Source organism: Spirosoma oryzicola (assembly GCF_021233055.1).
GTDB lineage: Bacteria > Bacteroidota > Bacteroidia > Cytophagales > Spirosomataceae > Spirosoma > Spirosoma oryzicola.
In genome coordinates this window covers 2,444,941-2,469,244 of the sequence record NZ_CP089538.1, presented here as the reverse complement: position 1 = coordinate 2,469,244, position 24,304 = coordinate 2,444,941, and the positions used below count along the sequence as shown (strand labels likewise).

Below are 24,304 nucleotides of genomic sequence, written 5' to 3'. Positions count from 1 at the left end.
AAATATGAAGCCTTTACGGTTAGCTAACGGTTTAATAATTATTATATCATAATAGTTAGATTACATCCTCACAAGGTAGAATCGTTATTGATCTGATTGGTACCTACAGAGCTTAAATAGCAAGTTTTAAGCTCATCAAGAAATGCGTTGTTTAATTTTTCATCATAGTTATCAAACCTTTTTTTGAATTTATCAATAATTAAACGGTTACCTCCTGATACTAATAGCCAATGAGTACATATTTCCTGTACATTACTTGTGAGTTTAAGATTTGACGCCTGATAGAACGCCAACCTTTTTATTAGCTCATCTCTAAACTTGATATACCTCTCCCATGCTTCAGTCAAATTCCTATGTGCCTCTTCACTCCAATCGTACTCAGTTAATAATGAGCTTATTTTAGCCCCTTTCCATTTGTCTGTATGATTAAGGTAATAAATCTCTTGAGCTAATTCATTAAAGACAGCACCAGTTATACATGATTTATTAAAAATGACGCCATTAAAATTTGTCTTAGTATACATAGAAAAATTCTTTCCAACATGAAGAATTTCCATATCAGCCCCTTGCATTTGGACTAAGTCAAAGAAGGCAGCCCTGAAGTCAGAGTCCCGCAAATCTGCGCCTTGAAGTTCGACATTATATAAATCTATGCCAACAGAGTTCGTATGTCTTAATTTAGCACACCGGAGATCTACCTCAAAAAGCTTGGCACACACTAATTGACTATGAGAAAGAACCGTTTCCTTTGCCGAGCACTGAAATAAAGAACAAAAACTTAGATTAGCATTTGTAAAGTTTAACTTATTTAGCTTTACATTCGAGAAACGAGAAGCGTGCAAATTCGTATAGTTGAATTTTACCCATCCCTCTAAATCTATATCTCTTAAAACCATATTACATAGATTATATCCCGATAAATCTAAAATCCCAACAACATCTTTTTTCCTAATAGAATAATTTACTATTACGTTTTCCACAACTTTAAGTACCTCTAAACTTATAATCTGCTTATTTCTAAAAGACTTTTCATAATTTGAAACATCTGTTTGTTCACCATTACCTTTCTGTGATTGAACATCTTCTAAATTAAGCTCAAAATTCTGAGATCGCCACTGCTTTCCATGTCTATCTACTCTTAAAAAAAATTCTTTATCCTGTTGCAATGCAGAACCCATCCAATTGTTTAACGAGCATAGCAAGTCAATACACTGTTGCAGATGTTGAGGAGATTTAATTGCTAAATTTTTCAATATATATACTCCACCTCTTCGTACAGTAATGTCGTTGTCCTCTTTCAGTAATTCTACAGCCTTTGCAAATTGATCATCTAATCGCTTACTATCATTGATAGTACTATCTCGTTCTTTTATTTCAGCGTCTCTAGTTTTGAGTAGGTTCTCTATTTCGTGAAGTTTGTAGCGCCACGCTGTAGCGAAAATGGCAATTAATCCTGAAACACCGATCAGTACATCTTTGATATTAAAAAGGGGTTTAGGTGTACCATCGAATAGTAACGAAGAGAAACTACCTCCTTCATCCACGAAAACAAATACAGAAAATGAAAGCACTAACACTAGTACTACTACGAACGCAGTACCAATATTTCGCCATATTCCAGCCCAGAGTTCTAGCTTTCTTAATCGAAGTACGAATGATTGGTTATTTGCCTTGAACCTATTGAGAAAAGTAGAGAGTCTATTCATTTAATAACAGTTATTAATGCTGGCTTCACTTGTACATAACACCCACTGTCAAGCGCAGGCAGTGGGTGTTATGTACAAGTGAAGCCAACGTAATCAATTATAATGGATTCTATTGATTCATTAATGATCCGACAAATCTACGAGCTTCCTCGAGCCCAGGATCATTGTTTAAATCTTTCTCAAGTACTTCATTTACCCATCTAGGTCCATGATTACCTACGGTTTTATCAAATCCTTCTAACTCACCTACTTCGACTACATTTAACCCAACAGCTTTGCAGAGATTAATTACTTCTGTAAATAGTTTAGTTGCTTCCCCTGCTGGTATAAATGACTTACCAGAGCTTTTCACTTCTGACCACGGGCTTACTTTTTTAAGCACATTTCTTATTGCTTCGACATGCTCCTTAGGAAATACTCTCTCTTTGGGATCTACAGCCCCTAGAACCTTTTCAATGCTTGCTAGTACATCACTTGTTTCTAATTCCGGCCTTTTACTTTCTATCTGACTTTTCAACCTTTTCCATAATGGCTCCAAGACAGGCCAATCTCCCCCTAAGCCACTATATATATCTTTTAGTGGAGTTTCGTTATTGAGTATATCAATATCTGAAACAACTAACAGCTTTACCCTTAACTTAAATAACGCATTTACAACCACTGGTATTCGTTGCTTGCCTCCACAGTGAACAAACAATATATCAGGTTTAACTTGAGCTTTGTCATTTGTCAAAGCATCTACTATTGCTCCAAAAAAACGACAATCACCGTCACTTTCACAAACAATTACTTTAGAATGAAATAACCCACTTAATATATTTGAATACTTTAAAAGTGGATCTCGCCAAAGAGCTTTTATATCCTCGCTATTAAGTTCGCTTATTCGATTTGTATTCCCACTTCGTTCTATCCTAATTATTTTCACCCTATCGGAGTTTTTATCTATTAGGCCTTTCAATAAATCTTCGCTATGTGTTGATAGAAATATTTGTTTACTAGGAGGCACATCATTGGCTAACATCTTACCCAATAAATAAGCTTGAGGAGGGTGTAAAAAGGCTTCTGGCTCATCAATAAATAATATATTTTCAAAGGCAACAAATGAACTCAAAAGCACTCCAACAAAGCTTCTCATTCCGTCACCTTGCTTTTCAAGTGTTGGGAGAAGCGATAGTTTTTCAAGATACCCATAGGACACTCTGTCCTGACCATCATCTATTTTGGGAGCTTCTCCGATATGCACAGGAACATGCTTACCGGCTCCTCGATTTACAATTAGATCTAACCCAAATGCTTGCTTAAATAGATTACTAAACTCTCTCTCGAACGTATCATTTATTTGTAAAAAGTGAAAAGGGTGAGACGGACTATCAGTTAATGTAGCTATACTTTCTGGAGTATTAGACATTTTTAGCCGATCCTGAGTAGTAAGAAATTTGGTAAATAGCGGAGCTAACAAGTGGAGCTTTTCTTGTCCACTCCAAAAATAATCAACGTTTGATAGAGGAATACTCTCAGATTTTCCGATCTTGTAATAACCATCATTTATGCCATCCTTTTTTGCAATCTTTAAAAGATAATCTCGAATATCATGGGATGTACCAGACTTATTAAGCCTTACTTCATCTATAATTACCTTCTCGTCTACTTTTTTCTGCACATCTGTGTGTATTTCCTTCAATGATGCACTTTTCCCAGCATTATTAGGACCTACAAAAATTACAATTTGATCAGGTTTCAATTGAATTCTTTCTCCACTTCTGAAGGAGACTTCTTCAATAAAAACATTTAGTTCACTATCTTCTATCTTTGGTCGCGCATCAACAACAATACGCCCTTCTAGATGCTTCATATATAGGTTTGCTTTTGTTTAATGATAATACTTTATAGCTGCGCGAACTAATTTGTGAGTGTGCTACTTATAATTTTACGATAGGAATACATGTATAATTGGTAGATAAATCTACACCCTTGGTATTCTCCTACTTACTTGTTTATTTACAGATATTGGTTTTAAGCTGTATAGTCACAGTAATTGGTTAGTCAAACGCAGTCTTGACCCTTAAACACTTCGCCTTAGTTCGATTAGTTGCCCTGAAGAATGAAAAGCATACATTTTCATTTCCCCATTGACCACATCCCGAATAAACTCAAAGCCGTGCTCCCCTGATTTTCCTGACACGATCTCGGCTTGTACCTGACCTTCATTAGCTTTATATGATCTTACCTTAACATTGCTACCTTGCGTTATACTGTATATGTAATTTACAAGTACAATAACTTTATCCAGCTCTACCGGCCACCCATCTAACATTATTCCAAAACGCTTTTCACTCATATTGAAGTTAAGCGGCATCGGTATAATAATTGAGTTCCCATCACTACCCCACTCAGTCTCTTTGCCGAACTCATCACTCGCATACTTATCAAAAATATCCGTTGACTGTTCTATTAAGTCTATGATAACACTAGCTACTGGCTGAGGTCGCCTACCAAGTTGAATGAAGAAATGATCTCGACCAATATCTTCTCGTTTAACTTCCACCTCACGGCCATCCTTTGTACAAAACGTTACAGTTTCTATAACCCTGTTGCTAAGATGAGCAGATTTGATGCTACTGACCTGTATCCAACCAGAAAGTAGTTCTGGTGAGACTTCTTTTAAATCGTAAAGATCAACCCCTTTGGCCTTGGCAACAGCCTTCGCTCCTGACCTGTAGCCATTTACAGCAACAAATACTCTACGACTGATTCCTGGCACTAATTCGCAACGGACAATGAAATCATGTATCTGATTGTTCTCAACAGGTTTACTATAATCTTTACACTCTATCGCAATCATAAGGGCAAAGTTTGCTACTTTGCTTTTTATGATCACATCAAACTGAGATTTTCTACCGGTAGTATTGTCTAGTTTAACGTCGTGAAGGACCTCTGCAAGCGGATTGCCTTTTAGAGTCTCATAAATACGAGAAACTAGCTTTTCTAAGCTCTTGCCGTCTGATGTACACCTTTTAGCCATAATTTGCTACATAAAACTTATCTATTTTTATAAGTCACTGTTTATCAAGTCACAACCTGAAACTATATAGACTATACCTACTAAAACGACAAAGATAATAATACTATAAACTTGCGATTCTTTCTCATTTGGTAAAATTTCTAGCGTAACTTCAACTTCAGTAGCATCTGTGCCATATCACTGTAATACTGCTTCTTTACTGAAGCATCTTTGTCATAGCATATTTGTACTTTTATATGTGCTTTGACTTTAGCTAAACTTTACGCACTTTTACTACGTTTCTTTATTAGAAGTAAAACTCCAAGAGTAGCTCTCATAACGGCAGGACTACTTCCAATTAGTTGTAGGATACAATATCTTCAATCCCATAATTAGATTGATAGGTATAGTCACAAACAGCTTGTAACGCCATTTGGCACATAATTTATGAAAGAGCGCGAAGGTACGGTTGTAGGTTACGATCCAGACAACAGGACTTACAGGATTTCGCTGAACAACACCGGGGAAGAAGTAACAGTTAGCACAAGGGGAGCTTCAATAACGTTAAACATTAACGATCAAGTCTTTCTAGACACCGTCGAAGATTACGGCGGTTTCAAAATATTACCACGTAAGAAACAAAGAAGACGTGAAAGTGTCGCTAATGTGGTAAGGGATAGACTACAGCGAATAGCCAACGTCTCGTCATCATACCGACCTACAACGAACGACATTCCCTACTTTGAGTCATTGTGGGATTCCTCTGCTAAAGATGTATTCAAGGAGAAGTACGATTTTTTGGATTGGTTAACAACTCCGAATAGCTTTGCAGAAAATAGAAAGCCTATCGAGCTTTTATCAACGGCTGAAGGCGTTGAAGTGGTCAGGAAGTTACTTCTGAGGTTAGAATATGGTATTTTGTCTTGATTTTTAGTGATACATGATTGTATACAGAATAAGTGGAGTAAAGTACATTGAAGACTTATCTGGATATGGCGCAAGCCTAATAGGTGGTAGATGGAACAGGGAAAAAATTCCGGTATTGTATACAGGTGCAAGTACCTCCTTATGCGCTTGGGAATATTGGGTGCATCTAAAAGAATCTACTCTTCTTTCTGATAATAACTTCGCTAGAATAAGTATACAAATACCAGATAGCTCAATATTAGAAATAAGTGAGACCGATCTGCCTCCAAGTTGGCCTTCACTGAGCGAGGATCTACTTATCATATCTGATAAATGGCTAAGCGAAGGAAAGTATCTTTGCATGAAAGTTCCGTCTGCGGTTATAGACGGCGATTTTAATTATATAATAAACCCTTTACATCCTCTTTTCACGAAAGATAATGTCAAAATTATAGAAAAGAAGCCCTATTCTTTTGACAAGCGAGCTTTTAACAAAAGATTATCAACAAGAAGGCCACTAAATTTGCTTCTTCGCCAGGTTATCAATAAATATTTTCCTAGAAAATAGTGCTGTCCGTTTGTTGGTATATATGATGGCACTTATAACGAACAGTATACAGTAGCTGACTATTTTTTTATACAACTCACCAGCCCGTTCCCACTGCGTCCAATCGAGAATCTTTTTGCGGTTAATCTCGAAATCGACAGCGCCGGGATCTTCGTTTTCCGAGAAAAACCAGATACTCGCTATTTCGTACACCTGCTCCACAGAAAGCCCCATATCCTTACGCTGTTTTAAGCGTTCATTTAGTATCATACCCTCGGTAACAGCATCTAATACCTGTTCAATATCTAAGTTTGCCTGCGCTCTGATCCTGCGAAATAGCATATCGTACGTAGCCAATGCCGTATCGATGTGCTCTGACGCTAGTTTCAATTGATCGTGGCGACGGATGGTATCAGAAAGCGCATGAAAGCGTCCCATCAGCATGTTGATACCATCCTGTGTAGCGCGGTAGTATTGCGTACCATTCACAACAAACGGCAGGCCATCGTGTAGTACGGCAACTTCGATCAAGTTAGCGCCGAGGGCTTCGGAAAAGGATTTATGCATAGTAAAGGATTATTAAAAGCCGGCAATCGTACAATTGGCGGAAACAGACGCAGGCGCTGCGGTAAAGGAAACGACGCTTAGACCCAGCGCACCCACGGCGGTGGAGTTGCCCTTGTAGAACTGGTGGGTCGTCTGCTTTTTGTCACTGCTCACGCTCTCTGTGTATTCTAGAATCGCGTTGTTGATACTCGTTGGCATCGGCCCCACCATCTCGCACCTGTTGGAATAGATGGTTGAAAACAAAGCCGTACCGGTTGCTGTGCCGTCTGCGGTCAGATTGATCGTTGCTTTGCCCTGCGCGCTCGTCACAATGGAGGTAAAGTATTCCTTCTTACCGGAGTTCGACACCAGTATACCGCCCGGCAATTGCTGCGTCCGGACAATTAATCGCATCCATCGCCCCGTCGCACTGACGCTACTACCAATCACGTTAAGAAACGTCATGTCTTCAGCGTCGGTCGCATCCGGCTTCCAGTAGTAGATCGCGCCGAGGCCAAGCCCATCCGACAGATCGTTTCTTGCCAGCACAAACACGGGCGTGTAGGGCGAAACGGCTTTGAGCTTCAAGTCCGCTACCGTCTGCACAACCGGCAAATGCATGTTATCGGCTACGTAGAAACCGGACAAACTGAGCGTGAGAAGAAACAGGACAAGTAGCTTTTTCATAGCGTTGTGGTGGATAAGGTACCCGCGTCACTGACAATCAGTTTGTACAGCGTCCCGTTGGGTGATTTAAGAATCAAGCCCCCTAGCGCTGTGACTGACCCAACGGATAGATTCGTACTCGTTGTCAAGGCGTTTTGCTTGGCAGCCAGCGCATCGTTGATCTGCCCTAGCGTAGCCAAGTTCAGATCGTTGGTGAACTCCGATAGCTTCGTTGGTTTGCCGGATAGATTCGACCAGGTTGGCGTCGTGATGGTAAAAACACCCGTTAGCGGATCGTAGCTACCGTAACCGGTCACCGAAAACAAACCCCGGATATCGGAGTAGCTTAGTTTTAGGTTATAGCGCGCCTGGGCCATGCTGGATAGATCCGAAAGGTTGTTAGTGCGCGTCGTGCCGTCAGCACCTTGCTTCATCTGGGCAGAAGCCAGACATCCAGGCAGAACGAAGGATAAGAATAAAAAGAGTCGCATCTAATTAGGGTTCTATCTTAACGCTTGCTTTCGCTAGTTCAATTTGCAGATCCCTGCTCTTTAGGGTTACTGTTACACTAGACATGTTTGGAGGTAGCTGAAACTCAACCAGTGCTTCTGTCCAGTGCAACCCCACGTTTCGCGAGAAATACAGGATGTTGTTGCTGTTTAGCGTAAGATCAATGCCCAGACTGGCTAAATCGTAGGTGTCGTCTGTTATAGCCGACGCGGAGGGGTACGCGTTCGAACTACTAAACGCTGCTGGATTGCGACGCGCAATAACTTTAATCTGTATCTTACGCGTACGTTCAGATTCAGCCGCGAAGTTGACAGTCTGGCTTACGAAATTAGTCTGATCAACTGTTGCGATCAGATTGGCACCCGCTGGGGTATTGTCAGGTGTTGTTCCTGTTACGGTTCCCGTTACGGTCCAACCCGTGAGGCTCGAATTACTAAACGTAGGCGTAGTCAGTAGCTCCGAGCTAGCAAGATCAACCGGCAAGCTGCGCTGATTCATGTCCTTGCCTACAGTACCCGACCACTTGTAGTAGGGGTTTTGCAGCGCATAGCCACCACTTTTATAGATCAGAAACGTGGCTTTATCGTAGCTAATCTGGTTTTTTGTGTTGGTGATGTAATACACCGCAGAGCCGTCCGCCTGCGCAGTCTTGGTTAGTTGCACCCAGGCGTTACTGACGTAATCACGCACGTACACCGTAGCGCCTACGTCAGATAAGCCCAACCCAAACGTAGTTACGTTACCCGCGGTTGCGTTGACTACACATTCAACGAGTGCGTAATCCGCAATCGACACCGTTTCGCTATTCATTAGCTTTAGGTAATCGTTAACCGTCTGCCCCGTATAGGTACCAAGTCCGTTCAGCGTCGTTAGATCATCATAGTACTTTTCGACACTGCTCCCCATCGGATGCTGACTTAGAAAAATCTCCTTAAACATTTTGGCCCGGTTCGAATAGTCTGTGTACAGAAAATCATTGATGCCGGACTGGGTATAGCTTGTTCGCTTCGGAAATATCTTAATGGCCTGCCTGGGTCTGGGCAACGCATGGATATGACGCATCATGGGCGACCAAAAGACTGTGTTGGTACGTGTGCCAGGGTGTGAGCCATACCAGTACTTTGGATTGTCTGGCGTACCCCGTATCAGTTGGGCTTTTTGTGCTACATCGACATAGACATACCCTTCGCGCTGAGCAAATTCAGACAGCGCCGATTGGACTAGATTTCCATACGTTCCGTTACCGGTATAGTACTCGTTTGCGATAATAGGCTTGTAGCCCAGCGCCTTAACCGCGTCGCACAGGCTCTTTAAGCTGCTTAGATAGATGGTAAGCTGATTGGTCGCATTGATGGGATTGGCGGCAAACTCGTTCGTCCACGAGAGAATCATCGCGTAACCGCCCCCCGAAAAGTCCTTGATGCCGACGCTGGAATGAAACGTCTTGTCGTTGTTCTGAATTCGCGTCAGGATACTGGCAAACGTGTTACCCGCCAACGAGTAGTTTTCGAAGTTCCAATCCGAAAACAGCGAAAGGATTGACATGTAGCTTTTCCCCTTTAGCTGATCGACGCCATCGGTGTATGAATCACCAAAAAACGTGAGTCGCTCCACATCTTTCAGGGTGACTTTCGTTTCCTGACTAGATGGAAAGGGAATATACGTTTCATTGGCGTAGAAGCCTGTTGTGATAGGCGTAAAATACGCCTGAAACGTCGTTGCGCTTGCACTTTGCTCGAACTGAAACGAAGCTTTTCGGGCTGAAAAGTAACTAACCCGCGCGTACGCTACGCCAGATGGAACCGTAAACGAGGTAATTAGATTCGTTGAGCCACCGCTCACCACATTTTTAGATGCATCGTAAAACGTAGTCTTCCGCATCCCGTTCACCCCGTCCCATCCGGTGTAGGTTAACCCAGGCTTGACAGCGATAAAGTCTGTGTAGCTATAGGTACTGTTGGCAGTTTCAAGCCCCGTGTTTTCCAGAAAATACCCGTCCCGCGTATTTTGCCCAGTGAACAGGTTTTTGCTGGTAACTGCGCGCGGACTGATGACCGGGATTGTATTAGCATTAAGAGTTGTCCTGGAAAAAGGAGGGAAATAGGCAGAGTAAGCGGTAGCAACACTTCCCTGCTCGATTTGTACCCCTGAAAGATTCAATACCTCGTCCGCCCGCGAAAGGGTAATATAAGCAACTGTGCTACCCACAGGCACGGTGAAGGTTGTTCCCTGCGTAGCAATATTCCAGACCCCAACTACGCTACCAACCGCATTCTCGAACCGCACCGCTTTCGAGGTCGTAGACGGCAGACCTGAAATTGTATAGGTGCCAAATGAAACAGGTAATGCGCCTGTAACTGTCCACCCCGTAGCCCCAGAAGTGACAAATGAGCCGTCCGCGTTGTTAATAAAGACGTCTTTGAGTACAGCGCCCGCGTCAAAGATGTTTTTAGGGAAAACAACAACAGTCGTCAGACTTTGCAAGGGAGTAAGCTTAGTCGTGTTCGCGCTAATCTGCGCGCTCTGCAAACTATCCATCCCCGCCTGAACCAGCTTATCATTCGCATACACCGCCTTACTCACCCCGCTCCCTAGCTGCGCCATAGCCACTCCCGACCACAGCGCCAACACCATCACGAATACATTTCTCATTGTTTCAAAAAGCGGGTTACCCGAATCGGAGCCGACGCGGAGGGGTTAATGACCAGACTGGCAATCGGAATCAGCTTGTTGCTCGTCGCATCGTACACCGCATCAAACACGCGTTGATCACCCTGCACGAAGGTGTAGCTGAGTCCCGAATAGGTGAAGGTTGCGGCTGTGGTACCCACATTTTCAATGAGGATCTTGAGCACATTGGTCGTCGTAATCGTCTGACTAGTTGTGTAGTCAGCGGAGGTGGGCGCTGTAGCCCCAAACGTCGCGGGTGCGGGGGTAACGGTGCCTGATGTACCCGAACCAATAAGCGCCGATATCTGATCAATAACCCCGCTTAATGTATTACTCGCTGTTTCCGAGCCAACGACTTTGATGTACGAGATAGGCATTTCAGACACCGAACTCGCCGAGGTAATCTTGATAACAGCCGATACCGCCGGAAATAAGATGCGCGGCTCACCGGTTATCGTCGGTGCGGAGTAATACTTGACCAGTCCCTGACTACCGGATATCTTAATGCCAGCGCCGGACTTTGTGATGGTGTAGCTTGCTACGTCGGTAACCGATTGCGCCTGAGCGAATCCGATACTGAGCAGTAACAGTAATGCGATCTTTTTCATTGTGTGGATAGTTAATCGATTGCAAATACTTCGGTAAAATCTTCGTCAGCAACGCCTTCGATATGGTAGCGAATCGCGAAAGCAAACAAAGCCGGATCGTAGTTCTTGTTTTGATCCGCTTTTACTTTGAAATAGCGAGTCAGGACCGACAATGTATCATTCTCTACACCATCGATCTTGATATAACTCGTTTCACGTAGTGCGTTGAGCGCTACATTGATATTGCTGCGTTTCTTGGATACACCAACCAGCACAAAGCGAACGTCGTACACCGTATCAGTAAACGAGCCGAAGGTGTCCTGATCACGCGGTATGTAGCCATCAACCAGATGAAGCGACTGAAACACGAGTTTGCTGTCAAGCGAGAAGCGAGTTTCTGTATCGCCTAGCTTGACAGTAACCGCGTTTTCCTGCTGATCATGGACGAGTACGACAATACCTTCCACCTGAATTTCCGGGGAAGGTATCGCTCGCTTGATAAGCCCATTAATGTTGTCGATAGTGTCCTGTATCATTTGTGCTTAAATGTGAAGTAGTGCCCGAAAAGGATCAGATCTGTGCGTTTACTGTTGCGATCTATGGCAAACAAGAAATAGCTTTTCACGTTGAAGATCACAAAGCCAGAGTGCGGTTTGCTGGAATATGGATACCGTTTTCTGAACAGTTGCCATATGCGAATACGCTTACCGTTTACCATCAGATCAGCGGTTGAATGCCAGTACCTTGGCCCTTCTCCACTTATAGAAAAACGTATCATTTCCACTGAGCTTCGTAAAAGACAGCAACCAAACCAGCGAATAGCAGAAACAGGACACCCATTTCGGAGTGACCTTGCATCGTCATGTAGCCGGACAGTAGCATGCAAGCAATGATGATAGCGGCTTTAGCGAGTGATTTCATGTTAGTATCGTCCGGTTGCTGTACAGTTGTGAAAGCGATCTTTTGTTACAAGCTTGAATCGTTGCGAGAAGCTATACTTTGCGACCAGGTCGTTATTCCAGTTCCGAAGCTCTTTCCGGTCGAAAAAGGCAATCCACCCTTTCGGGGTTGGCAGAATTAGCCAGCCATACGACTGCTCTAAATGGTGGATTCGATCAAACGGAATCGCGATCTTTCTGAATCCAATCAGATGGACGAATAGAAACGCCAGTCGCTTCATGCTGCCATCGGAGCCGACGAAGAACAAGTGTCTGTTACCTATCTGAATTAAGCCAACGCCCCAAAGGTGCCCATCTTCGGCGGATCGGCGATTAAACAGATTGAAGAGTTTGACGTACTGGCCGAATACCAGAAAGAACGTCGGGTGTAGGTTGAACCAGTTGAAATCGAATGTTTTAGGCTTCATTTATCTATATCGTCTAGTATACTATTGGCAAGTGCGGTTAACACTTGTTCCTGTTCGTCAGGACTCAGGTAAAAGGCTTCACCGAAATACGCTTCTAAGTACTCGGCTTTATCGGCCTGTTCATCATTGAGAAAGCCAACGGTTACCAGCTTGTCAGTTACTTCGAGTACGACAAAGCTTCGCATCAGATCGCCTTTATCCGTAAAATCGACGTGATCAATCTGCCGACCCCGACTTGTACGATCCTTCGCCCATCCTTTCGAGTAAGCGCCAACGCGGAGCTTTGCTTTTGACAGTAGTCGCTGGTTTTCGGAACCCTCACCTTTGATTTGGATTCGGTACACAATCAGCGCTGCCGAATCGATACCAGCCCGACGTAGGTTGATGGACAGATTGCGGTCAGCGAGTTGTACGTCGCGTAGCAGATCCCGAGCAACCAAACCCAAATCAAAGGATTGAGTAAACATGGCTTTACGGTTTCAGAACCGTTTCTAAAAGTTTCTTGTAGTTCTTAATTGTCGATTCTACGTCATGTGACATAGCAGCTGCTAACTTCATTAGCTCAATCTTTTCGTTGGCTTCCATACTGTATAGTTTTAAATAAATGATCCTGGATAATAGCCCCGCTGATCGTCAGGGTTTGGTTGCTGCAAAGCGGGCGTTGGTCGGAGTGCCTTGATAATGTCCCGAGCGATGGGGCAAACCTTCTTTTTCGCTTCATCCATCAACTCAACCCTGTGTTCCTCCGTGAACAAGCGGTTGGTATTGGTGAACAGATTGATATTCGGCGAGGCTAGTTTGTCGGTCATCAACAAAGAGCCGACAACGTACGCATACGCCCAACGAAAGCGATCTTCGTATTTCGCAATCTGATCAATCAGCGAGCGCCGAACGTAGGCTTCGAGTAAGATGCTGGTTGTGTCAGCCGCATCAACGTTGCCTATACTGTTGATTAGATTAGTCGGAGACTTAACACTGTCGAGATAGAAATTGAAGTCTGTGCAATCCCATTCCTGGCCATCGCCAAGCACATTCAGCGACAGTTCTGTTGCGTCAATAGCAACAAACAGATGTATTGAGCGACCGAAAGGCGAACGAGCTATATAGCCAATATCCAACACATTGATGTCTGGCTTTACAACAACATCGTCCTTCTCAAACAATGCCTTGCCTTTTGGATCAAATACCCGAATACGAGTAGTTGTATCCTCTTCGTTGGCGCAAGCAACAGTGAGACATTTTACAAATAGCTCGTCGTCTTTGCTGACTTGGGCATTGACGATATAGCCTTTCCACTGAGCAGCCGGAAGCAGTACAACGTCCGATGCTTCACCTGTCAGATTCCCCGTTCTGGTGCCGATGTAGCTGAAATCTGCTGACTTGCTCAACTCGCCTTCGAGCATCGTTGACAGCGTTTCAAGGCCAAGCCGACAAACCCTTGCCCATGTTGCTTTGATACCGGAAGGATCGTCGTCGGATTCGTCTTCGCTGTCCGCAACTGCGCTAACCAGTTCAGTAGACATACCGGGCAAGTCGTTGATCCAAACCGGAAAGTTGACGGATTCGGGCTGCACACCTTTGAGGCCAACGGTCTTTTCGAAGGGATTACTTGTCTGCATGGCGTCGTTTATTTCGGGCATAGTGAGGAACGGGTACGGCCTTTGGATTATCCTTAAGCGATACGACATTGAAATTCTGGTCAAGCCCATATTCGCCAGAATCAAGCTTTCGATTCATGCTCATGATATGAGCCATTCGTTCAAGTAGCTGCTCTGGTGTCTCCTTCTTCTGAAACTTTTGTACTGGCTTAGGCTTTGGCCTGAGATCGGGGCGAATGATTGTACGTGCCATAGCTATACGAGTTCGTATTGTTGTTGAAACTTCTGACCGGACATCGCTGTAAACTGCGCAGGACCGAGGCATCGTACCCACGAACCCGGCATGGCGTAGATGTGCCGCGGCTCACCTTTGACGACGGTCACGAATACCGCTTTGACACCTTCCAGCTTGGAAGCCGTACCGCCACAGGTTTTGAGGAACTCGTCTAATCGAGCCTGGCTACTTTCGCCCTGATACAGAAAGCAGGCTTGGCCTTCGCGTGGTTTACAGAATTGCATGGTAAAGGGTTACGGTTACGGTGGGTTGTTGTACGCTACTTAAGCACTACGGATAAAGACTCACGATTTAGCTTGAATAGCACAGCATCAAGGATGTCGGAATCTTCGGTTGTGTTGACCTCCATCGTCAATTCCAGACTATCCGCTTTGAGGCTGATTTTGTAGGGACGAGAAAGCAGGCGAGGTTCAAGCCGCGAATCAGCGGACCAGTCCTTGAGCGCATTAGGAACCGGCTTAACCTGAGCGGCTTCAATTTGCTCGAAGGTTTCCGCTTCCTGCATAATCTGCTGAGCCTCTTCCGCTGTTATATTCAAATGTGACTTACCAATCGACCCTGAGCAGCCCATACAAACACTAGTCGAGCAGTTTGGACCAGCGACGCAATTGGCCTTTGCGGTTTCTATCTCCTCAGCAGATTTCATCAACTCAACACCTTTCGCCATTGCATCAAGGTCATTAAAATTGGTAGCAGTTACTTCTTTGATGGCTTCGAATGTGGCTTCGGCCTGTTTCTTCGCTGTCTTGTGACCATTACGACGCATCTGCGCAACAATCTCGTCAGGCGTAACAGCGTACAACTCTTTGTCCATCTTGAAGAACATACCCTCCTGTACACCCTTCGTTAGATCAAGCTCCAGTTTATTCAAATCACGAAGCGCGTCGAAGAACGATGGCTTGATGTCGTGACGCTTGCAGAATTCGCTAACATCAATTGGCTTGAACGAATAGATAGACAGCGTACTAGCCAGTTCATTCAAAGCGAGCATGTACTTCTGCACTGTCTCAGGCGATAAGGTACGGGTTGCGGTGGGTAGGGGTTCGGGGTTCATGGTTATGCGGCTTTCTTCTGGTAATGGCCAAGGTTTTTAAACGTGGTGTATTCGAAATTGCAGAGATCATAGCGACCACAGTCGCCGACGTGTCCGTAGTTGTACTTATCGCAATCCTTCTTATCCAGCCCGCCGTCTGTATTCGTTTTCATCTTGATGACGTCGGCGCACAGTGTCGGGCAGTTGTCGCGATCAATCAGAAAATCATCTTTCCAGTGATGAACCAGCGCATTGCAGACAAATCGGGATTCGGTATGACTTGGATTCGACGAGGGCACCGCATCGTAGTTGATGAACGATACATTGTTGTCGCGGAAATAACCTTTGATCAGCATCCAGGCAGTACGATTGCCTTTAGTTTCAGACCGTCCCTGATTCCCCGACGCATCACCCGTAACCAGGATCATATTACGACCATAATCGAACGACAACTCTTTGCAGATTTCTTCCAGGTCGGCACCCTCACCGCCTTTGTGAATCTCTTTGAGAAAACGGGGCACTAAACCACCTGACTTGCCTGGCTGCTTCTGGCGCACCGTAACGGAGTTGACCTTGTTAAAGTCGAAAGCCAGGTAAACGGGAAGCTTCGGATCGTAAATGACCTTACCAAAATGCCGGTTCGGATCAATCTTGTGAAAGAAGGGATTCTCGGGCTTGATAATGCCCCACAAACCAAGTACGTAGACCCGGTACTGGTACTCGTCAACTTCTTTGAGCCGCTCCAGCTCAGCGACGCGCTCACGGGTGATGTACTCATTATCGTGATAGGTAACGTGGCACGATGTTACGTCACCACTATACGCCGGGTTGTCGATTAGCCTTGCTTTAATCCAGTGCTGTTCAGAGACTGGATTGAGCAGCATAATAATCTGAATCGACTGATTGGAGCGCAACCGGCGATTAAGCTCCAAGAAATCCTCCCAATCCAGTTGATTAGCCTCTTCAATCAGTAGCCGGTAAAAGCCAAAGATCGATTTAAGTGATTCAGGATCGTTGATACCCGTAAACGCAATCTTACGGCCCGTTTCTTTGTAGACAATCTCCCGCTTATCGGACGAGTAGAAGAAATCAAACGACGAAGCCAGGCCCCAGGCAACAATAATTGATTTGAGTAGCTTGTAGCAGGATTCGCGAATGTGAGCGCTGTTTTTACGGACAACCAGGATGTCGTCTTTGGCTGTCATCAAATCAAGCACTAAATCCTGATGCGCGGAATACGACTTGGAGCTATCAGCCGCGCCGAAAAAGATAACAAAACGCGTCGCTTTTTGAATAGCGGCTCTCAGCTTCCGGTAAGCCGTCGTGAACATACTGCCTGACAAACGGAGCTTAATCATATGCTTTCAATGATTATATCCCCTGATTCCTCGTCACGGCGCACCGAATGCGTACCCGTTGCTTTTACTTCTGATTTCTCGGCTAAACCAAGATCGCGGGCAATGATGCTTGGATTAAATGCACCGACAGCAGCCCCTTCAAACTTGTGAGTATAGATAATTTGCTCTATACGCGTTATGATATCAAAAAAATCATGGTTGGCCTGATTCTTCTTGAATTGATCCCACCACTGAAGAGAGGTTTCGCAGTAAACACACAAACCCTGTAGTGTGTACGGACGGGAAGTAGGCACCTCAACACGGACGATATCAGCCCCCTTATACTCTATTCTATTCCAGGGATTACTGTCGCACCATTCAAAGTATTCAGTTGCCGCTTGCCATAGCAATTCTGGCGACGCAAACAGCTTGTCGCGACCGTGGGAGCTACGGAGCTTCCAGAATTGATTTCCTTCGGGGAAAGGCATTGAGAGAAGAGTTCTTAAAAGTTACGGTAGTAGTACTGTGGACAAACCTCTACAATACTTGTTACAATTATAACTAATATTTTAAAATAATAATTGTACAACAAATGATTTATTGTAGATAATACGATAACCGCTTAGTACAGTAGTTTTTGCGATTGATCGCGTTATGATTACTTCGCGCAAAAATGACTATATGAAGAAACTGTTTACTGTACTATTGCTATTCGTCACGGCTTCGGCCTTCTGTCAGGAGAAATACAAAGGCGTTTTACCGCTCGAAGGTGATAAGGTTGTCTACACTGAAGATGTGAAGGTGCCCGACATGAGCAAAGCGGAAATCTTTCGACGCGCCCGGCGCTGGTTCGTTCTGATGTACAAATCACCCGACCAGGTACTCAAACTGAATGACGAAGCGACCGGCGAGTTGATTGCTAGGGGATTTGGTGAAGCGGTAACGCCCGACAAAAAGAAGATTGATCAGCTTCGCGTATTGCTCCATACCGAAACGCAGTTTGACGCCAAAGAATCGGGTTATCATATCAAAGTCGGCAATTTATACGTTCAGCGGAGCTTGTCTGACCCAAACAAGCCGATTCAGGAGTTTAAACGATTTCCCGAAAAGAACCTGATTCGTACCCTTGAAGCCTGTGATCAGAAAGTAAAAGCGAATATGGCTTCGCTCAATAAGTACATTCTGACTGAACAGTTTGATCAGTAAACAAAGAAGCCCGGCCAATCACGACCGGGCTTTTATTACTCCCTCGAATTCTCTACTGGCTCCATTCGTTCCTGAACAAGTTGTTTATTACAGAACTCAATCTGATTTCGTAGTTCTGTTCGTCGCTGCTTTTCCTCTTCGGCGGTAAATGACAATTCTTCAGTTAGTCGGTCCTTTTCGGCCCAAATGTCTATTTTCTGTTGCTGAGTTAACATAGCCTATTGTTCTTCTGGGGTTAGATCAACCTGTATATAATAGCTCATGTCGTCCGAGAAGATTATATCGGAACTGAGCACTTCGAAATAAATAAACTTATAATCGTCTGGCGAAAAGACCATGTTTCCGTCTTTGTCTTTCAATACCGATGGAGGAAACCGAACCTGCTGTCCTCCTTGTGGCGCAAAATCCATATCTACCTCCAATGCAACGGCTTTGCATGCGTCGAACGAGAATCTTACTTTCATACCTGTTCCACCTCCTTTCTACTCCAGCTGCTTGGTCGCCAACCGTCTTCTTTCAGGCTTTCTTCGTAGGCTCTCTGTAACCAGAACTCCATCTTCTTTTGTCCATATTTGATAAACTCGTCGGACTTGTGAAACGCCAATCGATACACGTTGTAGGGTGGCACTTTCTGAACGCCGACAAACTCAAAGAAAGCCGCATTCGGGTCGGACGACAGATAAAACGCGGCCTGCCGGTCATAATCAAAGGAGTAGCACGATTCTAAAAAATCAGCTAGTGATTTACAGGACGTTGTTTTCAAATCAACCAGGTGCCGACGACGGGGCATGATAACGGCGTCCAACTTGGCTTTGAGCGGCAAACCCGTAATCGGACAAACCCACTGGCGAACGGTTTCTTTCTCTGCATCGGCAAACATCACGCGCAGGTCCGAAAAAGCATTTATTCGCTCTTCCATCACGTACAGACTGATAAGGTCACTCATTTCAATACCTGTAGCAGTGAGTATAGATTGACGCTTTGCAGGTTCGAGAATAAGCGTATGAAAGGCGGTGCCAAAGTCCAATGACTTCTGAGTTGCCATAAACTTCTCGCCAAGATTTAAGCGCTTGAGTTCAGACAAATCGCTGTTGGCGTAGCGGGGTAAGGTGCGGTATTGATAGTCGTTCATAATAGTGATGCTACACAGCGTGAAACAAGTAATTCCATTGTTGGGGGTGGGTTAGCGTTGCCAATCTGCTTTTGCTGATCCGACTTATTGCCGAGAATTTTGTAATCGATTCGGAAGCCCTGAGCGAGTGCCGTTTCTTTGGGTTGCAGCATCCGGAAATAACAATCATCGATTTGCGGCTTTGCATCAACCAGCGAGATACTATCGTTGCCCGGTATGGTAGTCGTTGGCTCCGAAACGTGGTTTGCCTGCTTACTCCCGCCGTGATACGGTAGCATTATCAGACTGTTTGTAACCTTTCCGGTCTGAGTTGAAATCGGATCATGCAGTTCGTGCGTAGTCGAATTATTCCGATGTATAGGCATGAACCCACCCGACACTAAAGCCGTATGGCCAGACGTCATGACCGAATCCATTGCTTCGCGGTCAGCATCTTTCGGACGGGCCGTACCGTGAATCGGGATTATCAATGACATACTATTTCGCTGTCCGGTAATCGTGGGCAAAGCGTGGGTCATTTCACGGGCGGGTGTCGATTTCCGATTCGCCACAATGAACGAACCCGAAGGAGCGATTAAGATTTCCTGTTGAGCCGTTGTCTGTGTATGCATGTACTCGGTCAGCGCCCGCGCTGGTGAACTATCCCGATTGGCTAGTAAGAACGGCTCCGGCGAAACGAAGGCCATGCTTTCCTGAGTCGTTTGCGTTGGGAATGTCCCATCCATGCCGTAGGTCTTATCCGCTTGAGAGTGACTAAACGACATATTGAACAGGTAGGGCGAAAACAAATAACTCGAATAGCCCGTGGACTGTGCATTCAAAGCTTCCTGCTCAGCACTACGAATACGCGCTGACTTACTCCCCGACTGATTGCGCTGATCAATGATAGTGGGACGAATACCGTATTTATCCAGTCCGTACTGAATGCGTTTGCGGGTGTTCTCACTCAGCGGCTTCATACGTAGCTGCTCACGGTCACCAATACGCGTCATAGGTATCGACAGATCCAGAGCGTTCAGAGCAGCGTAGTAAAACGGCACGACTGGCGCAGCGCAAACCGAACAGCGATAGGTGTACTGAGTCTTGTACTTGCCCGCTTTGCGGCCCGGCTTCCAGCTTTGAATTGCTTCGACGGTTCCGCATTTAGCGCACGGAGCCTTCGGGCAAATATCCAGATCAGGTTTACGGTTACCCTTTTTCCAGAACACGATATAAATCCGGTCCCGACTTTGTGGCGCAAACCCCGTTACCCCTTCACCGTGGGCAAACATGGCGTTCAGATAAACGCATTCGTGTTTGTAGCCGAGCAGATGCATCGCCTTTAACCAGGCGTCGAACATGACCCACATCCGCACGTCTACTACGTTTTCAACAATGATGAATTCATACTTGTGGATTTCAGCAAAGCGGGGAACGTCCCACATCGTAGCCCGTGAACGCACCGCCGATGCGTCGAACGCTTTATCCTGAAAGATTTCCTGTTGGTGCAGATTCTTCCGTTTTTGTCCCTTGGCCAGTGAATGGTTCGTACATTCGGGTGAAGCAATCAAGCCAGTCGTTCGGCTATAGCGGGCGGGATGCGTTTCGGAAATATCGGCGCAATCATGATGCGTGTTGGGGTGATTAGTGTTATGCGATTCAATCGCCAAGGCCCAGTGATTAAGCGCATATTTTACTTCTGTGCCGCCAACGTTGCGGGCACCTTCTGAACTGCCACCGCAGCCACAGAACATGTCAGTGAGGGTAATCATACTTTCAATTCGGTTTTAGTCGTGGATAACTTGACAGGGTCGGGAATATCAATACCGAAAAACGTAGCGGCCCAATTGCGGCAGCGTTCGATATAATCGGTAAAGTCTGTAGTATTCATTTTTCGGGTGCTTAGCGCAACCGTCAGAAAGTGGCCGTTCGATGTTTCAATTTCCCGGCTGTTGAATTCTTTCTTTAACCACTCGTGAACCTCTTCTTTATCCAGCCGCTCGCCTAATGCGTCGTTCATCGCATCACGAATCAGGGGAACAACAACGCCGAAGTAGTAGCGGGATTGGGGAGAGGAACGTTGCCTGCCGAGTCGTTTAACGGTTAGCTCGATTTCGCAGTCAGGAAACGCGGCCAGCGAATCAAGGAACTGGCCGCGCTCAACAATATTTAGTTTGCCACTTTGGATATTGCCGAAAGTGACTACCTCTTTCGCCATATTACAAAGCTTCGAGTTGCTTTTTATAGTCGATAACCACGCGATCTATATCAGCATAAAAGCGGTTCATAAACTCGTTAGCTTCGACTTCCTTTAGGTTAGGACTAACTAATGTACTTACCTTAGTGAGGTAGCCAGTAATCAGCTTTTTGTCAGGCTTTAGCCGTTCCTGTCGTTCTTTGTTCGCTTTTTTGCGATCCGCTTCGGCTTGTTTTTCCGCTTTGATCCGAGCGGCTTCGTTTTCGGCGGCTTTCTTTTGGAAGGCGACAACATCAGTGATAAATGCGTCAAATTCCTCGTCAGAGAAGCCAACAATTGACGGCCATTCTATTCGATGCGAATCGCTTTCATGCCCACCCTGACCGTTTCCGATAAGTCCAATCGCTACCAATCGTGGCGCACGAGCAACATACAGAGCAGCTTCCTGTTCCTGACGTTCTTTGTCGGCTTTATACTTGGCTTGGCGCTCCAAGATATCAGCTACCTTCCCCTCAAATCCGTCAGCACTCAAAAGGCCCAATGAGCCAACAGGCATAACCTCAAGCCCGTCGTAGGTCATAAACCCGTCTTTCTCGATTAAGCCTATACCTAACAGACGGGCTTTTTGCGTATCGACAACCATCTTTGCCATTTCGTCACGTTGGCGTTGAGCCTGGGTTTCGAATTCAAGCTGTTGTTCTTCGAATTTCCGGCGACTTTCTGCTAATTGCTTAGCTTCATTCTCCAGTCGTACTTTTTCCTCTTCCTGACGCTGTTGTTCTAATTTTCGCTCATTTTCGATACGGGCGTTTTCCTCTTCGATAAGTCGCTGTTGCTCAGCAAGTCGCGTTTGTTCGGTGTCGTAGGCTTTTTTTGCAGAACCGTACAAGTCCAGCCATTCATCGTCAGGTAGCTTCAATTCGATAGCGTCAATCAGCACACCATGTACATTGTAGGTCATACCGTCGAAGGTAGCACCGAGCATAACCAGCGAGTTCGTACGTTCCGCAAGTTTGGCGGCCTCAGCTTTGGCGCGTTCCTCTTTGATACGTTCCTGCTCGGCTTCGTAGGCTTCTTTGAGTGGACGGAGCATATCTTCGGACTCCTTGGCATGTTCGCCGATTCGCTTTCCTTCCGCTAGGATTTTGTCGTAATTCTCTTTGATAGGAGCGGCTATTTCCTTGGCCAGCTTCGCCGAATTGGTCCGTACTTTGACCGCTACCATAACGGCTTGGTGGACTTCGACGTACTGTTCGTTGTTTTCAATAGGCTTACTGGATAGCGTAATAGCTAGTTCCCGTAGTTGAGCGAGCCCCGCATCGGTTGCGTTGATCTTGATTAATTCAGCGGAGGGAATAATTTCGGCAAGTACTACGGCCTGCTCAGTTGGTACTAGTTCGACTGTTTCGGTATTCATGGGATTATAGAGGTTGTAGGTTTAGAAAAACAGTGCCGGTTTTATAGACTGTGGGGTATTCCTGCTCTTCAATTTCGGATTGACCGTAGAACGACCGAGGCTCAAGTCCTTCGTCGGTCTTGATCAGGTCATGTTGCAGTACCTCGAAAGAGCCTACTTGAAGTATAGGCTTATCGTCGGGGGAGACATAGACCGGTTGTGCTAATTGTTCTGGAGAGAGGGACTTCAAAGCGTTCAATAGGTCTCTGTAATTATTAATATCGCTGTACCTCATGTGATTATAGGAGGGGTTTTAACCCGCTAACCTTTGACAGTCAGCGGGTTTTCGTGTGATGGTAGATTATTGAGAAACTTCGCCGGTTTCGTGATTGACACCAACTGGAGGCAATGCACCTGCTTCGACAGCGGAGCCGACAACAAACGGATTGTAGTAGTACATGGCCGTTTTGACGTTGGCGATATCGGTCAGCGTTTCCTGACGGAATATTTTGTTTTCTTCGGCGTACTGTTTCAGCTCCGCCGTACGCTCTTTATCGCCAATTTTATACGTAAACGTCGCGATGTAATACACCCCCTTTGGCTGAATGTTGGTGTTTTCTTTCCGCTCAGCCACAACGGTTATCACTACGTCAGCCAGCGTCAGATCGTCGTAGAACAGCGGTTCAATCAAGCGAAAGATGTTATCGACGGAATAGCCGTGAAAGAGAATCGCCGACACACAATTCTTCTCATCAATAAAGAAGAGTTCAGCCCAATTCTTCGTACCCATATTCAGAATATTGTCGGTGAATATTCGCCAGGCTATCGGCTGAAACGTCAGCGTACGGCCTAATTTCTCCTGACCGTTGATATTGAAGACACCTTCTTTGGCGTCGAAGCGGTATTGACGCGGGTGCCCTTCTAGATATTTGAACGATGGAACTGGTTTTTGCTCAGCTATGGGAGCGATTTGTTTAGTCATAATTGTATTTAGTTTAGAAGTAGTAGCGGCTGAATAGCCAATAAGTAGGTACTATTTTAAGATAGGGTGCTGTTCAGAAGTATTCGATTGGTACGTTCAAGCAGGAAAGTGTCTTGACTATGAAGCGGAGCCGCTTCAACAATGCGGAGGTATTGCGCTTCGCCGAACTTTTGCAGGATATAGCGTTCGTGTGATGCACAAACGGTTTCGACTATACGCAGTAAGCGTTCGTATTCTGCTTTGGGATCTTCAACAACGGGTTGCGGCACAAGCAGAGGACTATACAGCGCCAATTCTTCAAAGAACCCTTTCGGTAGGTTTGTATCGCGGTACATACCCATACTCTCCCACGCTGACACTTTTCCCCGAATAGCCGCTTCGGTTAGTAGTTCTTTTCCTTCGCCAATCGCGCCGACTGAGGCTAATAAGGCTTTGAAACTAAAGTACGTCGCGTAATACGCTTGCGAGAAGGTGTACGGACGCGGATCAGCCAGACGGACGTAGTATTCGGTTGACCAGGCGTTGAGTAGCAACTTCATGGTCGTATGCAGAACCGGGCGCTGAACAGGCAGCGGAGCGGGAACGGGTTGAAATGATCGGGCGAGCATGATGCGAGGTGTTTTTATTATGACCTCACAAATATA

General features: G+C 45.4%; 29 protein-coding genes. 3 read left to right on the top strand and 26 right to left on the bottom strand.

What is annotated here, in order from left to right:
* Nucleotides 1-68: 68 nt before the first annotated feature.
* The 3 genes from LQ777_RS10160 to LQ777_RS10150 all read right to left on the bottom strand — a co-directional run bounded on the left by LQ777_RS10160 (nt 69) and on the right by LQ777_RS10150 (nt 4,728).
* The gene (locus tag LQ777_RS10160; RefSeq protein ID WP_232562403.1) at nt 69-1,544 is read right to left on the bottom strand and encodes a pentapeptide repeat-containing protein; all 1,476 of its coding nucleotides are present in this window, start codon (nt 1,542-1,544) and stop codon (nt 69-71) included.
* A gap of 271 nt (nt 1,545-1,815) precedes the next feature.
* The gene (locus tag LQ777_RS10155) at nt 1,816-3,558 is read right to left on the bottom strand and encodes an ATP-dependent nuclease (RefSeq protein WP_232562402.1); all 1,743 of its coding nucleotides are present in this window, start codon (nt 3,556-3,558) and stop codon (nt 1,816-1,818) included.
* 210 nt (nt 3,559-3,768) lie between these two features.
* A complete protein-coding gene (locus LQ777_RS10150) occupies nt 3,769-4,728 on the bottom strand; it encodes a restriction endonuclease (protein WP_232562401.1) in 960 nt (319 codons plus the stop codon).
* Between the two features lie 426 nt (nt 4,729-5,154).
* Here LQ777_RS10150 and LQ777_RS10145 point away from each other — a divergent pair, with 426 nt between their 5' ends.
* Nucleotides 5,155-5,634 (top strand): MbcA/ParS/Xre antitoxin family protein, encoded by a 480-nt coding sequence (locus LQ777_RS10145; protein WP_232562400.1) that lies wholly within the window; start codon nt 5,155-5,157, stop codon nt 5,632-5,634.
* Between the two features lie 13 nt (nt 5,635-5,647).
* Complete coding sequence (locus LQ777_RS30665) at nt 5,648-6,181, top strand: RES family NAD+ phosphorylase (protein WP_425276931.1); 534 nt, start codon at nt 5,648-5,650, stop codon at nt 6,179-6,181.
* Here LQ777_RS30665 and LQ777_RS10140 read toward each other — a convergent pair.
* The 15 genes from LQ777_RS10140 to LQ777_RS10070 all read right to left on the bottom strand — a co-directional run bounded on the left by LQ777_RS10140 (nt 6,131) and on the right by LQ777_RS10070 (nt 17,256).
* Nucleotides 6,131-6,727 (bottom strand): hypothetical protein, encoded by a 597-nt coding sequence (locus LQ777_RS10140; RefSeq protein ID WP_232562399.1) that lies wholly within the window; start codon nt 6,725-6,727, stop codon nt 6,131-6,133. The genes LQ777_RS30665 and LQ777_RS10140 overlap by 51 nt on opposite strands.
* A gap of 12 nt (nt 6,728-6,739) precedes the next feature.
* Nucleotides 6,740-7,393: a hypothetical protein gene (locus LQ777_RS10135; RefSeq protein ID WP_232562398.1), complete on the bottom strand. Its 654-nt coding sequence runs from the start codon at nt 7,391-7,393 to the stop codon at nt 6,740-6,742.
* Complete coding sequence (locus LQ777_RS10130; protein ID WP_232562397.1) at nt 7,390-7,863, bottom strand: hypothetical protein; 474 nt, start codon at nt 7,861-7,863, stop codon at nt 7,390-7,392. The genes LQ777_RS10135 and LQ777_RS10130 overlap by 4 nt, the downstream gene beginning before the upstream one ends.
* Before the next feature lie 4 nt (nt 7,864-7,867).
* A complete protein-coding gene (locus tag LQ777_RS10125) occupies nt 7,868-10,534 on the bottom strand; it encodes an SGNH/GDSL hydrolase family protein (RefSeq protein ID WP_232562396.1) in 2,667 nt (888 codons plus the stop codon).
* Entirely contained in the window at nt 10,531-11,160 is a 630-nt protein-coding gene (locus LQ777_RS10120) for a hypothetical protein (RefSeq protein ID WP_232562395.1), read from the bottom strand. Before LQ777_RS10120 ends, LQ777_RS10125 begins: the two co-directional genes overlap by 4 nt.
* A gap of 11 nt (nt 11,161-11,171) precedes the next feature.
* Nucleotides 11,172-11,675: a hypothetical protein gene (locus LQ777_RS10115; RefSeq protein ID WP_232562394.1), complete on the bottom strand. Its 504-nt coding sequence runs from the start codon at nt 11,673-11,675 to the stop codon at nt 11,172-11,174.
* 238 nt (nt 11,676-11,913) lie between these two features.
* Complete coding sequence (locus tag LQ777_RS10110) at nt 11,914-12,060, bottom strand: hypothetical protein (RefSeq protein WP_232562393.1); 147 nt, start codon at nt 12,058-12,060, stop codon at nt 11,914-11,916.
* Between the two features lies 1 nt (nt 12,061).
* Nucleotides 12,062-12,505, bottom strand: coding sequence for a hypothetical protein (locus LQ777_RS10105; protein WP_232562392.1), 444 nt, complete (start codon nt 12,503-12,505; stop codon nt 12,062-12,064).
* A complete protein-coding gene (locus LQ777_RS10100) occupies nt 12,502-12,972 on the bottom strand; it encodes a hypothetical protein (RefSeq protein ID WP_232562391.1) in 471 nt (156 codons plus the stop codon). The genes LQ777_RS10105 and LQ777_RS10100 overlap by 4 nt, the downstream gene beginning before the upstream one ends.
* A 129-nt stretch (nt 12,973-13,101) precedes the next feature.
* Complete coding sequence (locus LQ777_RS10095) at nt 13,102-14,145, bottom strand: hypothetical protein (protein WP_232562390.1); 1,044 nt, start codon at nt 14,143-14,145, stop codon at nt 13,102-13,104.
* Nucleotides 14,111-14,356 (bottom strand): hypothetical protein, encoded by a 246-nt coding sequence (locus tag LQ777_RS10090; RefSeq protein ID WP_232562389.1) that lies wholly within the window; start codon nt 14,354-14,356, stop codon nt 14,111-14,113. Before LQ777_RS10090 ends, LQ777_RS10095 begins: the two co-directional genes overlap by 35 nt.
* Before the next feature lie 2 nt (nt 14,357-14,358).
* Complete coding sequence (locus tag LQ777_RS10085) at nt 14,359-14,622, bottom strand: hypothetical protein (protein ID WP_232562388.1); 264 nt, start codon at nt 14,620-14,622, stop codon at nt 14,359-14,361.
* A 35-nt stretch (nt 14,623-14,657) separates the two neighbouring features.
* Nucleotides 14,658-15,452: a hypothetical protein gene (locus LQ777_RS10080; RefSeq protein WP_232562387.1), complete on the bottom strand. Its 795-nt coding sequence runs from the start codon at nt 15,450-15,452 to the stop codon at nt 14,658-14,660.
* A 2-nt stretch (nt 15,453-15,454) separates the two neighbouring features.
* Entirely contained in the window at nt 15,455-16,789 is a 1,335-nt protein-coding gene (locus LQ777_RS10075; RefSeq protein WP_232562386.1) for a PBSX family phage terminase large subunit, read from the bottom strand.
* Entirely contained in the window at nt 16,786-17,256 is a 471-nt protein-coding gene (locus LQ777_RS10070; protein ID WP_232562385.1) for a DNA-packaging protein, read from the bottom strand. The genes LQ777_RS10075 and LQ777_RS10070 overlap by 4 nt, the downstream gene beginning before the upstream one ends.
* 193 nt (nt 17,257-17,449) lie before the next feature.
* Between LQ777_RS10070 and LQ777_RS10065 the strand changes: the two genes are divergently transcribed.
* The gene (locus tag LQ777_RS10065; protein WP_232562384.1) at nt 17,450-17,974 is read left to right on the top strand and encodes a DUF4468 domain-containing protein; all 525 of its coding nucleotides are present in this window, start codon (nt 17,450-17,452) and stop codon (nt 17,972-17,974) included.
* Nucleotides 17,975-18,192: 218 nt separating this feature from the next.
* On the opposite strand, the gene LQ777_RS10060 is transcribed toward LQ777_RS10065, so the two are convergent.
* From LQ777_RS10060 to LQ777_RS10025, 8 genes are all read right to left on the bottom strand, one after another.
* Complete coding sequence (locus LQ777_RS10060) at nt 18,193-18,438, bottom strand: hypothetical protein (protein ID WP_232562383.1); 246 nt, start codon at nt 18,436-18,438, stop codon at nt 18,193-18,195.
* Nucleotides 18,435-19,106, bottom strand: a complete 672-nt coding sequence (locus tag LQ777_RS10055) for a PD-(D/E)XK nuclease-like domain-containing protein (RefSeq protein WP_232562382.1) — start codon at nt 19,104-19,106, stop codon at nt 18,435-18,437. The genes LQ777_RS10060 and LQ777_RS10055 overlap by 4 nt, the downstream gene beginning before the upstream one ends.
* A complete protein-coding gene (locus LQ777_RS10050; RefSeq protein ID WP_232562381.1) occupies nt 19,103-20,857 on the bottom strand; it encodes a DNA cytosine methyltransferase in 1,755 nt (584 codons plus the stop codon). Before LQ777_RS10050 ends, LQ777_RS10055 begins: the two co-directional genes overlap by 4 nt.
* Nucleotides 20,854-21,303, bottom strand: a complete 450-nt coding sequence (locus tag LQ777_RS10045) for a hypothetical protein (RefSeq protein ID WP_232562380.1) — start codon at nt 21,301-21,303, stop codon at nt 20,854-20,856. Before LQ777_RS10045 ends, LQ777_RS10050 begins: the two co-directional genes overlap by 4 nt.
* Nucleotide 21,304: 1 nt before the next feature.
* Entirely contained in the window at nt 21,305-22,699 is a 1,395-nt protein-coding gene (locus LQ777_RS10040; RefSeq protein ID WP_232562379.1) for a hypothetical protein, read from the bottom strand.
* Nucleotides 22,700-22,703: 4 nt separating this feature from the next.
* Entirely contained in the window at nt 22,704-22,928 is a 225-nt protein-coding gene (locus LQ777_RS10035; protein WP_232562378.1) for a hypothetical protein, read from the bottom strand.
* A 111-nt stretch (nt 22,929-23,039) separates the two neighbouring features.
* Nucleotides 23,040-23,660, bottom strand: a complete 621-nt coding sequence (locus tag LQ777_RS10030) for a hypothetical protein (protein WP_232562377.1) — start codon at nt 23,658-23,660, stop codon at nt 23,040-23,042.
* Between the two features lie 56 nt (nt 23,661-23,716).
* Nucleotides 23,717-24,268, bottom strand: coding sequence for a hypothetical protein (locus LQ777_RS10025; RefSeq protein ID WP_232562376.1), 552 nt, complete (start codon nt 24,266-24,268; stop codon nt 23,717-23,719).
* Nucleotides 24,269-24,304: the final 36 nt, after the last annotated feature.

What these genes read in the sequence shown, in the direction of transcription:
- LQ777_RS10155 (WP_232562402.1), bottom strand. Translation starts at nt 3,558, where the DNA reads ATGAAGCATCTAGAAGGGCGTATTGTTGTTGATGCGCGACCAAAGATA.
- LQ777_RS10150 (WP_232562401.1), bottom strand. Translation starts at nt 4,728, where the DNA reads ATGGCTAAAAGGTGTACATCAGACGGCAAGAGCTTAGAAAAGCTAGTT.
- LQ777_RS10145 (WP_232562400.1), top strand. Translation starts at nt 5,155, where the DNA reads ATGAAAGAGCGCGAAGGTACGGTTGTAGGTTACGATCCAGACAACAGG.
- LQ777_RS30665 (WP_425276931.1), top strand. Translation starts at nt 5,648, where the DNA reads ATGATTGTATACAGAATAAGTGGAGTAAAGTACATTGAAGACTTATCT.
- LQ777_RS10140 (WP_232562399.1), bottom strand. Translation starts at nt 6,727, where the DNA reads ATGCATAAATCCTTTTCCGAAGCCCTCGGCGCTAACTTGATCGAAGTT.
- LQ777_RS10135 (WP_232562398.1), bottom strand. Translation starts at nt 7,393, where the DNA reads ATGAAAAAGCTACTTGTCCTGTTTCTTCTCACGCTCAGTTTGTCCGGT.
- LQ777_RS10130 (WP_232562397.1), bottom strand. Translation starts at nt 7,863, where the DNA reads ATGCGACTCTTTTTATTCTTATCCTTCGTTCTGCCTGGATGTCTGGCT.
- LQ777_RS10125 (WP_232562396.1), bottom strand. Translation starts at nt 10,534, where the DNA reads ATGAGAAATGTATTCGTGATGGTGTTGGCGCTGTGGTCGGGAGTGGCT.
- LQ777_RS10120 (WP_232562395.1), bottom strand. Translation starts at nt 11,160, where the DNA reads ATGAAAAAGATCGCATTACTGTTACTGCTCAGTATCGGATTCGCTCAG.
- LQ777_RS10115 (WP_232562394.1), bottom strand. Translation starts at nt 11,675, where the DNA reads ATGATACAGGACACTATCGACAACATTAATGGGCTTATCAAGCGAGCG.
- LQ777_RS10110 (WP_232562393.1), bottom strand. Translation starts at nt 12,060, where the DNA reads ATGAAATCACTCGCTAAAGCCGCTATCATCATTGCTTGCATGCTACTG.
- LQ777_RS10105 (WP_232562392.1), bottom strand. Translation starts at nt 12,505, where the DNA reads ATGAAGCCTAAAACATTCGATTTCAACTGGTTCAACCTACACCCGACG.
- LQ777_RS10100 (WP_232562391.1), bottom strand. Translation starts at nt 12,972, where the DNA reads ATGTTTACTCAATCCTTTGATTTGGGTTTGGTTGCTCGGGATCTGCTA.
- LQ777_RS10095 (WP_232562390.1), bottom strand. Translation starts at nt 14,145, where the DNA reads ATGCCCGAAATAAACGACGCCATGCAGACAAGTAATCCCTTCGAAAAG.
- LQ777_RS10090 (WP_232562389.1), bottom strand. Translation starts at nt 14,356, where the DNA reads ATGGCACGTACAATCATTCGCCCCGATCTCAGGCCAAAGCCTAAGCCA.
- LQ777_RS10085 (WP_232562388.1), bottom strand. Translation starts at nt 14,622, where the DNA reads ATGCAATTCTGTAAACCACGCGAAGGCCAAGCCTGCTTTCTGTATCAG.
- LQ777_RS10080 (WP_232562387.1), bottom strand. Translation starts at nt 15,452, where the DNA reads ATGAACCCCGAACCCCTACCCACCGCAACCCGTACCTTATCGCCTGAG.
- LQ777_RS10075 (WP_232562386.1), bottom strand. Translation starts at nt 16,789, where the DNA reads ATGATTAAGCTCCGTTTGTCAGGCAGTATGTTCACGACGGCTTACCGG.
- LQ777_RS10070 (WP_232562385.1), bottom strand. Translation starts at nt 17,256, where the DNA reads ATGCCTTTCCCCGAAGGAAATCAATTCTGGAAGCTCCGTAGCTCCCAC.
- LQ777_RS10065 (WP_232562384.1), top strand. Translation starts at nt 17,450, where the DNA reads ATGAAGAAACTGTTTACTGTACTATTGCTATTCGTCACGGCTTCGGCC.
- LQ777_RS10060 (WP_232562383.1), bottom strand. Translation starts at nt 18,438, where the DNA reads ATGAAAGTAAGATTCTCGTTCGACGCATGCAAAGCCGTTGCATTGGAG.
- LQ777_RS10055 (WP_232562382.1), bottom strand. Translation starts at nt 19,106, where the DNA reads ATGAACGACTATCAATACCGCACCTTACCCCGCTACGCCAACAGCGAT.
- LQ777_RS10050 (WP_232562381.1), bottom strand. Translation starts at nt 20,857, where the DNA reads ATGATTACCCTCACTGACATGTTCTGTGGCTGCGGTGGCAGTTCAGAA.
- LQ777_RS10045 (WP_232562380.1), bottom strand. Translation starts at nt 21,303, where the DNA reads ATGGCGAAAGAGGTAGTCACTTTCGGCAATATCCAAAGTGGCAAACTA.
- LQ777_RS10040 (WP_232562379.1), bottom strand. Translation starts at nt 22,699, where the DNA reads ATGAATACCGAAACAGTCGAACTAGTACCAACTGAGCAGGCCGTAGTA.
- LQ777_RS10030 (WP_232562377.1), bottom strand. Translation starts at nt 23,660, where the DNA reads ATGACTAAACAAATCGCTCCCATAGCTGAGCAAAAACCAGTTCCATCG.
- LQ777_RS10025 (WP_232562376.1), bottom strand. Translation starts at nt 24,268, where the DNA reads ATGCTCGCCCGATCATTTCAACCCGTTCCCGCTCCGCTGCCTGTTCAG.